This window comes from Bradyrhizobium sp. 23 (assembly GCF_023073295.1).
GTDB classification, from domain to species: Bacteria; Pseudomonadota; Alphaproteobacteria; order Rhizobiales; family Xanthobacteraceae; genus Bradyrhizobium; species Bradyrhizobium canariense_D.
The window spans coordinates 45,093-53,665 of record NZ_JADPJF010000010.1 but is presented as its reverse complement, the minus strand read 5'-3'; the positions used below and the strand labels follow the sequence as shown (position 1 = coordinate 53,665).

Genomic DNA, 8,573 nt, shown 5'->3' with positions numbered 1-8,573 from the left:
CGACGGCCTTGCGCTGACGGCGGATGGACGGACGCTGCGCGAGCACGCCGAGGTAATGGCGGCGGCCGCGCTGCGGGCGGAGACGGCAGTCTCGGCCGGAGGGCATAAGGCGCGCGGGACCGTCAAGCTATCGATCGGCGCAACGCTGGCCTCGCATTGGCTGATGCCGCGCCTGCCTGCGTTCCTGCGCGCGCACGATCACGTCCAGCTCGAGATCATCACCCATCCGTTTCCGGCGAGCGTGCGCCGGCGCGAGGCGGACGTGGTGTTGCGGCCCTTCGACAGCGGCGAGGAAAATCTGGTCGGCCGCAAGATCGGCCGTCTCGGCACGGGATTCTACGCCTCGCGCGGCTACGCCGGCGGGCGGTCCTTGCCGGAACGGCGCGGCGAGTGGAAGGGGCACAGCGTCATCGGTTTCGCCGATCAGACCTCCAATCTCCAGCTTGCGCGCTGGAGCGACGTCGTCACGCGTCAGGCCTGGGTGGTGATGCGCTGCTCGTCCCAGGGCGACATGCTGGCGGCGGTCCGCGCCGGACTCGGAATCTCCGCCCTGTCGTGCTTTGTCGCCGAAAGCTATCCCGATCTTGTGCGTGTCGCGCCGCAGAAGCTCGCCAGCGTGGCGGACCTGTGGCTGCTCGCCCATCCCGACCTCGTCGAACTGCCGGCGGTGCGGGCCGTCATCGACTTCGTCGCCGATTGCGCCCGGACCGATCGCGTCGGGCTGCGGGGCTAGAGCGTGTTCGAGCGAAGTGGACACCGGTTCGCGTCAAGAAAACGCGTCAAAACAAAACACTAGAGCCCCGTTCCGATTCCATCGGAACGGAACTAGCTCTAGGTTGATCCCGCGATGACGCCTTCGCGTTTTTTCACCGCGCGATAATAGCTCCACCACAGATGTGCCGCCGCTCCGCGCAGGGGGCGCCAGGGTTCGGCGAGCGGCGCCATCTGCTTCTCCGTTGGCCGCGCCTGCAAGCCGAGCCCGATGCGGATGCCTTCCTGCACGGCGAGGTCGCCGGCCGGCCAGGCGTCGCCATGGCCGAGGCAGAACAGCAGATAGACGTCCGCGGTCCAGGGTCCGATGCCGGGCAGTGCGATCAACGTGTGATGCGCGGCATCAGCGTCTTCTTCCGCGAGCACGTCGAGGTTCAGCCGTTCTGCGGTGATCTCGCGCGCGAGATGTTTCAGCGTCTTGATCTTGGCGGCGGACAGGCCGAGCCGCCCCAGCCGGTCGGTGCGGGCGCGGCGGACAGCCTCGTGGTCGAACGGATCGAACGCGGCGGACAACCGTCCCCAGATCGCCGCGGCGCTCGCAGTCGAGAGCTGTTGCCCGCAGACGATGTGGGCAAGCCCCGCAAAACCCGGCTCGCGCCGCCGCAACGCCGGCATGCCGGCAGTCGCCAGCACTGGCTTCAGGCGCGGATCGCGCTTGACCAGCGCGTGGACGGCCTCTTCGAGATCGGATTGGGTTTCGAGGTGGATGGTCATGGCAATCGTCAACTCTCTCCGGCGTCATGGCCGGGCTTCCACCCGGCCATCCACGTCTTTCCAACGTGCATCATTGTTAGCACGGCTGGTGATCATCGCATTCTCGGGGACCTTGACACGATCGGTGCGCCGCTCCGAAGAACGTGGATGGCCGGGACACAGGCGAGCGGAAGCGACGCCATCCGTCTAGACGGCTATGCCCGGCCATGATGAGTTCCGAAGCATGTCGCCACCCGTTTTCCGATTTGCCCCCAGCCCGAATGGCTACCTGCATCTCGGCCACGCTTATTCCGCGCTGCTCAATTCCGACCGCGCGCGCGAGACCGGTGGGCGGCTGTTGCTGCGGATCGAGGACATCGACGCGACGCGTTGCCGGCCGGAATATGAGACAGCGATCTACGAAGACCTCGCCTGGCTCGGCATCGCCTGGGAGACGCCGGTGCGGCGGCAGTCGGAGCATCTCGATGCGTATCGGACGGCGCTGGACAGGCTCTTGGCGCTCGGCCTGGTCTATCCAGCCTTCGAAAGCCGCGCCGAGATCGCAAGGCTGGTTAAGGCGCGTGAAGCGGATGGGCCGTGGCCGCGCGATCCCGACGGCGTGCCGCTCTATCCCGGCGCCGCCAGATCGCTGTCCGCGGACGAGCGCGACCGCCTCATCGACACCGGTGCGCCTTACGCGCTTCGGCTCGACATGGCAGCCGCCTGCCGCCGCGCTGTGGGCCTGAGCTGGAACGAACTGGGCGAGGGGCCGGATGGTGAGCGTGGCGTCGTCCCGGCGCGGCCAGAAGCCTGGGGCGACGTCATTGTGGCCCGCAAGAAGACGCCGACGAGCTACCATCCGTCCGTTGTTGTCGACGATGCGCTCCAGGACATCAGCGAGATCGTGCGGGGCCAGGACCTGTTCCACGCCACTTCGGTCCACCGTCTGCTTCAGGTTCTGCTCCACCTGCCCGAACCCGTCTACCGCCACCACGGGCTACTTCGCGACGAGCGCGGCCGGAAGCTGTCGAAATCAACCAGCTCGACCGGCCTTCGTGAACTGCGCGCCGGCGGCGCCACGCCGGCCGGTATCCGCCGGTTGGTGGGATTAGGTTAAGTTTCTCTGGGGGTTAGCCAAACGGCGCCGTGACTCCGGGTGTTCCGCCGTGCCATGCTCGCCTGACAGCGCGGGGTTCGAAGGGGATACTTCGAAGGGGAGTTATGGCGGCGAAAACGCGCGCAGCGCGCACTACGGGGACGTCCAAGCGAGTGGCTCGGAAGCGCTCCGGGCCGACTGCCCGGTTGCGCAAGCGCAGCACCAAGCGGGTCGAGCTGGACGTCGTCCAAGCCGCGCTTGCCGCCTTTGCCCATGAGGTCCGCACCCCCCTGACCGGCATTCTCGCGATCAGCGACCTGCTCGCGACTTCGGATCTCGGGGAACGGGAAAGACGCTGGGCCGACACGATCAAGGCCGGGGCCGAGCATCTGGCGAACCTTGCCACCCTGTTCGTCGATGCCGCCCGAAGTGGCAAGGGGACCGGGAAGGGGGTCGGGGGTGGAAGCTCGCTGCGGCAGGATTTGTTCGACCTGCGGACGCTCGCCCGCAACGCCGGCGATTCGCTGGCCGGTCGCGCCGCGGCCAAGGGTCTCCAGGCTGAGGTCGATATCTCGGAGAAGCTGCCGGGGCTGGTGGTCGGTGATCCCGTCCGCCTGCGCGCCGCGCTCGAGAACCTGATCGACAATGCCGTGAAATTCACCGAGCACGGCGGCGTGGCGCTCACGGTCGCGCCTTGGCGTTCCGTCAAGAGCAAGGACAAGACCAAGAGCAAAGGCAAAGCAAAGGGCAAAGGCAGCGTCGGTGTCGCCTTCGCGGTGTCCGACAGCGGCATCGGCCTCACCATGGCCGAGATCAAACGGCTGTTCCGGCCGTTTACCCAAGCCAATGTCACCATTGCCTCGCGCTTCGGCGGCGCCGGACTGGGCCTGTCGTCGGTGAAGCAACTGGCGCGCGCGATGGGCGGCGACATCACGGTCGCGCCTCGGCCCGGCGGTGGCGCCACCTTCACATTGACGGTGTCGGTGTGTGCCACGGGATCGGGCAAGTCCCGCAAGTCGAAGGGCGAAGCCGAGATGGATGCGGTTCCGGCGCTGCGCTTGCTCAGCGTCGAGGACAATCCGTTCGGCCGCGTTGTGCTCAACACCATCCTGACCGAACTCGGTCATCATGCCGAGTTCATCGGGCGCGGCGAGGACGCGGTGAACCGGCTCGCGCAGGGCGCCTTCGACGCGGTGCTGATGGATATGGTGCTGCCGGGCATCAATGGCGTCGAGGCGATCAGGCGGATCCGCACCATGGCGACGCCGCTGGCTCAGATCCCCATCATCGGGGTGTCAGGTCGGGGCGAAGATGAAGTCGCCTCACGCGAGGCCGGCGCCGACGCCTTTCTGGTCAAGCCTGTGTCTCCGCGGGCGCTAGCGACTGCGCTGCTTGCAGCGACACGCCGTGAGGAAGCCGCGACTTGATGATCGCGGCGTTGAGCTCGCCGCCGTAAACGAAGATCGCGGCGATGAAATACAGGAACACCAGCGCGATGATCACCGAGGCGAGCCCCGCATACATCGTCACGTAATTATTGGCGAAGCGCGCCAGATATTGCCCGAACACGATGCCCGAGATCAGCGACGCCACGATGGTGAAGACGATGCCGGGCAGGATCTGGAGGAACCGGCGCCGTCCCGCCGGCAGCCAGGTATGCAGGATCATCAGCGCCACCACCAACGCGCCAACGGTGATGCCGTAGCGCAGCCAGGTGAGGATCCTCTCGTTGGATTCAACGAACAGCGGGATGTGCGCACGCGCGGCCTCGATGAGCAGCGGCCCGAGCACGATCAGGAATGCCATGGCGAGCGCGGTGAAGGCCGCAATCAGCGTGTAGGCGATCGATTCCAGCCGTAGCCAGTACCAGGGCCGCATCTCCACGACCGCATAGGCGCGGTTCAGTGCGACCCGCAGCGCCTCGACGCCGTTGGAGGCGAAGTAGACCGACAGCACCGCGCCGATGGTGAATAGGCCGGTGCGGGTCGTGGTCAGCACGTCGTGGACTTCCCCCGAGATCGAATCCGCGACCTGCTTGGGCCAGACCTGGAGCATGAGGCTCGCAGCCTGATCGGCGAGTTCCTTGGAGCCGAAGAAGCCGGCGAGCGATGTCAGGACGATCAGGAACGGGAATAGCGCCATCAGCGTCGACAGCGCGATGTGGCTCGCGATCGCCCAGCCGTCATCGGCGAGGAACGTGTAGAACGCGTCCATTACGACAAGGTAGATGGTGCGGATTGCCTTCACGCACCACCTGCACTGCTGTTGCTGCTTCCGCTTCCCGCGCGCGGGAAACGCATTCCGACCTCTCCCCGCAGGCGGGGATAGGTCAAGAGGATAGGCAATTGGCGCAAATCCAGATTCATCCAGCTAGCTTCTGATATTATTGGCTTAAAAGCCAGATCGGGAACGCCATGGCGGACCGGCGCGGAGGGTGTTATTTACCCTCGAATGGCATCTCTCCTGAGTACTTTCATCCTGCCGATTGCGGTCGGCGCCGTGGCGTTGGTGCTGCTGCTCGGTCTCATCAACATGATGCGCGGCGGCTCGCCCAACACCTCGCAGAAGCTGATGCGCTGGCGCGTGCTGCTTCAGTTCGTGGCGATCGTCATCGCGATGGCCGCCGTGTGGGCGATGGGGCGTTAACATGGTCGTGCTCAACCGCATCTATACGAAAACCGGTGACGACGGCACGACAGCGCTCGGCTCGGGCGAGCGCCGGCCGAAATACGATCTGCGCATCGAGGCCTATGGGACTGTCGACGAGACCAATGCTGCGATCGGCGTGGTCCGGCTTCACACCGGGGATGCGCCCGAGCTCGACGCGATGCTTGGCCGCATCCAGAACGATCTGTTCGACCTCGGCGCGGACCTCGCGGTGCCCGAACGTGAGGGCAAGGCGGAGCGGCTGCGGGTGGTGGCAAGCCAGGTCGAGCGGCTCGAGCGCGACATCGACGCGCTCAACGACAAGCTGGCACCTCTGACCTCCTTCGTGCTGCCGGGCGGCACGCCAGCCGCCGCCTACCTCCATGTCGCCCGTACGATTTGCCGCAGGGCGGAACGCGTGATGGTGGAACTGGCGGCCCGGCCGGAAGAACCTGTTGGTGCCGCTGGCATCCAGTATATGAACCGCCTGTCGGACTTCCTGTTCGTGGCCAGCCGCGCGGTCAACGAAGACGGCGCCGGCGACGTGCTCTGGGTTCCGGGCCAGAATCGCTGACCCATTGGGCCGCGCATTTCTGGGCGCCAAAATTAGACCCCTTCGCGCGTTGACCGGGCCGGATCAGGCCTTTAGGTTCCGCGCCAGTTGATAACCCCCTCCCAGATTGAGTGAAAGAGGATCGATGAAGGTCTTGGTGCCGGTAAAGCGGGTGGTCGATTACAACGTCAAGGTCCGCGTCAAGAGCGATGGATCGGGTGTTGAACTCGCCAACGTCAAAATGTCGATGAACCCGTTCGACGAAATTGCGGTCGAAGAAGCGCTGCGCCTGAAGGAAGCCGGCAAGGCGACCGAAGTCGTGGTGGTCTCGATCGGACCGGCGCAGGCGTCGGAAACGATCCGCACCGGTCTCGCCATGGGCGCCGATCGCGGCATCCTGGTGAAGGCCGAGGGTGCGGTCGAGCCGCTCGCGGTCGCCAAGATCCTGAAGAAGATTGCGGACGAAGAGCAGCCGGGCCTCATCATTCTCGGCAAGCAGGCGATCGACGACGACAGCAATCAGACCGGCCAGATGCTGGCCGCGCTGCTCGGCTGGTCGCAGGCGACCTTCGCCTCGAAGCTCGAGGTCGAAGGCAGCGACTTCAAGGTCACCCGCGAAGTCGACGGCGGCTTGCAGACCGTGAAGCTGAAGGGACCGGCGATCGTCACCACCGATCTCCGTCTCAACGAGCCGCGCTACGCCTCGCTGCCGAACATCATGAAGGCCAAAAAGAAGCCGATTGCGGACAAGACTGCCGCCGATTATGGCGTCGATCTCACCGCGCGCCTCGAGGTTCTCAAGACGACCGAGCCGGCGGGCCGCAAGGCGGGCGTCAAGGTCAAGGACGTCGCCGAGCTGGTGTCGAAACTCAAGAACGAAGCCGGGGTGCTCTGATGACGACGCTTCTGATTGCCGAACACGACAATGCGTCGCTCAAGGATGCGACCAACAAGGCCCTGACCGCGGCGGCCGCGCTCGGCGCGGACGTCGAGGTTCTGGTGGCCGGCGAGAACGCCAAGGCCGCGGCGGACGCCGCCGCAAAGCTCGCCGGTGTGAAGAAGGTGCTGCTCGCCGACGGCGCGCTTTACGCGCACGATCTGGCCGAGCCACTGGCCGCGCTGATCGTCTCGCTGGCGCCGTCCTATGACGCCATCGTCGCGCCCGCGACCTCGCGCTTCAAGAACGTGATGCCGCGCGTCGCGGCCCTGCTCGACGTCATGCAGGTCTCGGAGATCACCAAGGTGATCGCCCCCGACACCTATGAGCGCCCGATCTACGCCGGCAACGCCGTCCAGACGGTGAAGTCGAAGGACGCCAAGAAGGTCATCACGGTGCGCACCTCCACCTTCGCCGCAGCGGGTGAAGGCGGCAGCGCGTCGGTCGAGAGCGTCGCGGCGGCGGCCGATCCGGGCCTGTCGTCCTTTGTCGGCGAGGAGGTCGCGAAGAGTGACCGTCCCGAGCTGACCTCGGCCAAGATCATCGTCTCCGGTGGCCGCGCCATGCAGAGCCGCGAGAACTTCGCAAAGTACATCGAGCCGCTCGCCGATAAACTTGGCGCCGGTGTCGGCGCTTCGCGTGCGGCGGTGGATGCGGGCTATGCGCCGAACGACTGGCAGGTCGGCCAGACCGGCAAGGTCGTGGCCCCCGAGCTCTATGTCGCGGTCGGCATTTCCGGCGCGATCCAGCATCTGGCCGGCATGAAGGACTCCAAAGTGATCGTCGCGATCAACAAGGACGAGGACGCGCCGATCTTCCAGGTCGCTGATTACGGCCTGGTCGCCGACCTCTACCAAGCGGTTCCGGAGCTGACGGCCGAACTCGGCAAGCTCGGCAAGTAAAACGCGCTAAACACCGGCCGGAGCTATAAACTCCGGCCGGTGTTGCTTTTTGAGGCGTTTTCTTTGGCGCGGGACACGCCTTCGAAGCGATCCAATCTAGGTTTCGAGGCCGGGTTCTGATTAAATCAGACCTCCCGGCTCAGGGGGATAGGCAGGCGCGGTTGATAGCGCGCCGTTCCGGTGGATGACATTATGGCGGCAGTAATCAAGAAGGTCGGCGTGATCGGCGCGGGGCAGATGGGCAATGGCATCGCGCATGTCGCTGCGTTGGCCGGCTTCGACGTGGTGCTCAACGATATTTCGACCGACCGCCTCAAGTCAGGCATGGCCACGATCAACGGCAATTTGACGCGCCAGGTCTCCAAGAAGGCCGTCAGCGAGGACGACAAAGCCAAGGCGATGGCGCGTATCGTAGCCGGCGAGAAGCTGGACGATCTCGCGGACTGCGATCTCGTGATCGAGACCGCCGTCGAGAAGGAAGAGGTCAAGCGCAAGATTTTTCACGATCTCTGCGCTGTGTTGAAGCCCGAGGCGATCGTCGCTTCCGATACTTCCTCGATCTCGATCACGCGGCTGGCCGCCGCCACTGACCGGCCCGAACGCTTCATCGGCATTCACTTTATGAATCCGGTGCCGTTGATGGAACTGGTGGAGTTGATCCGCGGCATCGCCACCGACGACCAGACCTTCGAGGCGTCAAAGGAATTCGTAGGCAAGCTCGGCAAACAGGTCGCGGTCTCCGAGGATTTCCCGGCCTTCATCGTCAACCGCATCCTGCTGCCGATGATCAACGAGGCGATTTACACGCTGTACGAAGGCGTGGGCAACGTCGAGGCGATCGACGCGGCGATGAAGCTCGGCGCGCACCATCCGATGGGCCCGCTGGAGCTCGCTGATTTCATCGGCCTCGATACCTGCCTGTCGATCATGCAGGTGCTGCATGAGGGCCTCGCCGACTCCAAGTACCGCCCGTGC

10 protein-coding genes are annotated in these 8,573 nt (G+C 65.3%); 8 read left to right on the top strand and 2 right to left on the bottom strand.

The window, feature by feature from the left end:
- Nucleotides 1–733 (top strand): substrate-binding domain-containing protein (locus IVB32_RS01560; RefSeq protein ID WP_247409631.1); only part of this gene is annotated, 733 nt, incomplete at its 5' end.
- Nucleotides 734–831: 98 nt separating this feature from the next.
- On the opposite strand, the gene IVB32_RS01555 is transcribed toward IVB32_RS01560, so the two are convergent.
- Nucleotides 832–1,485, bottom strand: coding sequence for a DNA-3-methyladenine glycosylase (locus IVB32_RS01555; protein ID WP_085361089.1), 654 nt, complete (start codon nucleotides 1,483–1,485; stop codon nucleotides 832–834).
- Nucleotides 1,486–1,708: 223 nt separating this feature from the next.
- On the opposite strand from IVB32_RS01555, the gene gluQRS reads away from it, so the two are divergent.
- Together gluQRS and IVB32_RS01545 are read left to right on the top strand one after the other, a co-directional pair.
- On the top strand, nucleotides 1,709–2,581 hold the full coding sequence (gene gluQRS, locus IVB32_RS01550; RefSeq protein ID WP_247409629.1) for a tRNA glutamyl-Q(34) synthetase GluQRS: 873 nt from the start codon (nucleotides 1,709–1,711) through the stop codon (nucleotides 2,579–2,581).
- A gap of 104 nt (nucleotides 2,582–2,685) precedes the next feature.
- Nucleotides 2,686–3,987, top strand: a complete 1,302-nt coding sequence (locus tag IVB32_RS01545) for an ATP-binding protein (protein WP_026232491.1) — start codon at nucleotides 2,686–2,688, stop codon at nucleotides 3,985–3,987.
- On the opposite strand, the gene IVB32_RS01540 is transcribed toward IVB32_RS01545, so the two are convergent.
- Nucleotides 3,914–4,807: a YihY/virulence factor BrkB family protein gene (locus IVB32_RS01540; RefSeq protein WP_026232492.1), complete on the bottom strand. Its 894-nt coding sequence runs from the start codon at nucleotides 4,805–4,807 to the stop codon at nucleotides 3,914–3,916. The genes IVB32_RS01545 and IVB32_RS01540 overlap by 74 nt on opposite strands.
- A 204-nt stretch (nucleotides 4,808–5,011) precedes the next feature.
- On the opposite strand from IVB32_RS01540, the gene IVB32_RS01535 reads away from it, so the two are divergent.
- The 5 genes from IVB32_RS01535 to IVB32_RS01515 form a co-directional block, all read left to right on the top strand.
- On the top strand, nucleotides 5,012–5,206 hold the full coding sequence (locus IVB32_RS01535; protein ID WP_018453237.1) for a twin transmembrane helix small protein: 195 nt from the start codon (nucleotides 5,012–5,014) through the stop codon (nucleotides 5,204–5,206).
- 1 nt (nucleotide 5,207) lies between these two features.
- Nucleotides 5,208–5,780 (top strand): cob(I)yrinic acid a,c-diamide adenosyltransferase, encoded by a 573-nt coding sequence (locus IVB32_RS01530; protein WP_018453238.1) that lies wholly within the window; start codon nucleotides 5,208–5,210, stop codon nucleotides 5,778–5,780.
- A gap of 124 nt (nucleotides 5,781–5,904) precedes the next feature.
- Complete coding sequence (locus tag IVB32_RS01525; RefSeq protein WP_018453239.1) at nucleotides 5,905–6,654, top strand: electron transfer flavoprotein subunit beta/FixA family protein; 750 nt, start codon at nucleotides 5,905–5,907, stop codon at nucleotides 6,652–6,654.
- A complete protein-coding gene (locus IVB32_RS01520; protein ID WP_018453240.1) occupies nucleotides 6,654–7,598 on the top strand; it encodes an FAD-binding protein in 945 nt (314 codons plus the stop codon). Before IVB32_RS01525 ends, IVB32_RS01520 begins: the two co-directional genes overlap by 1 nt.
- A gap of 192 nt (nucleotides 7,599–7,790) precedes the next feature.
- The coding region (locus IVB32_RS01515; RefSeq protein WP_247409626.1) for a 3-hydroxybutyryl-CoA dehydrogenase at nucleotides 7,791–8,573 on the top strand (783 nt) is incomplete at its 3' end.